Raw genomic sequence first — 700 nt, forward strand, 5'->3', positions numbered from 1 at the left:
GCCCGTCAGGAACTCGTACGCCTCCGGGTCTTCGGTCTTGATCTGCTCCGCGACCGTCATCCACTGCTGCTGCTTGGCCTCGATCGTCGCTGGCCGGGTGGCCGGGTTGGCCCGTAGCTTCTCGGCCTCCTCCCAGGAAAACGCCTTGGCGTCGTACAGGGCAGGGCCATACTTTCGGGCGGTCTCGCTATCAGCCGAGCCGAGCACTCCGCGCAGCCAGTTGCGATAGAGCATCGCCTCGGTGGCAGTGTCGCTGGCCCGTACGGCCGGCGGCCGGTTGTCCTTGCATGCCTTGGGATCTGGATCGTCGCACTGATCCGGTGGGGTGTCCTTTGACGCCGGACCTATGGCATCGTGCACGACGCCGAGTGAGGTGATCAGGGTGCCGTCGGCGATGTTCGCCGACTTGACCGGCCAGGCCGCCAGCGCGGTGACCGCCACCATCACCAGAAGTGCCCACCCTGCCGTCGTCATCGCATTGCTCATGTCCGACTGGCGGGAGCGCCAGAGCAGGTAGAGACCCACCACGCAGAGCGTGACGATTCCGAAGACGCTGAATACTTTTTCGTATACGCCTTTGGTGGCTTTCTCCACGAGTGGGTCGGCCCAATTCCACATCGAGCGAGGGTCCCAGGCCCGCTCCCGCAGGGCGTTCGAGGCACCCACGACCGCAGGGGCGATCAGGAGCTCACCGTTGGCG

Annotated in this window: 1 pseudogene; it reads right to left on the minus strand. The window is 65.4% G+C overall.

The features are described from left to right. A pseudogene (locus tag KBX08_RS33380) lies at positions 1 to 700 on the minus strand (MFS transporter); the annotation flags it as partial.

It is taken from the genome of Micromonospora sp. H61 (assembly GCF_018070325.1).
Taxonomy (GTDB): Bacteria; Actinomycetota; Actinomycetes; order Mycobacteriales; family Micromonosporaceae; genus Micromonospora; species Micromonospora salmantinae.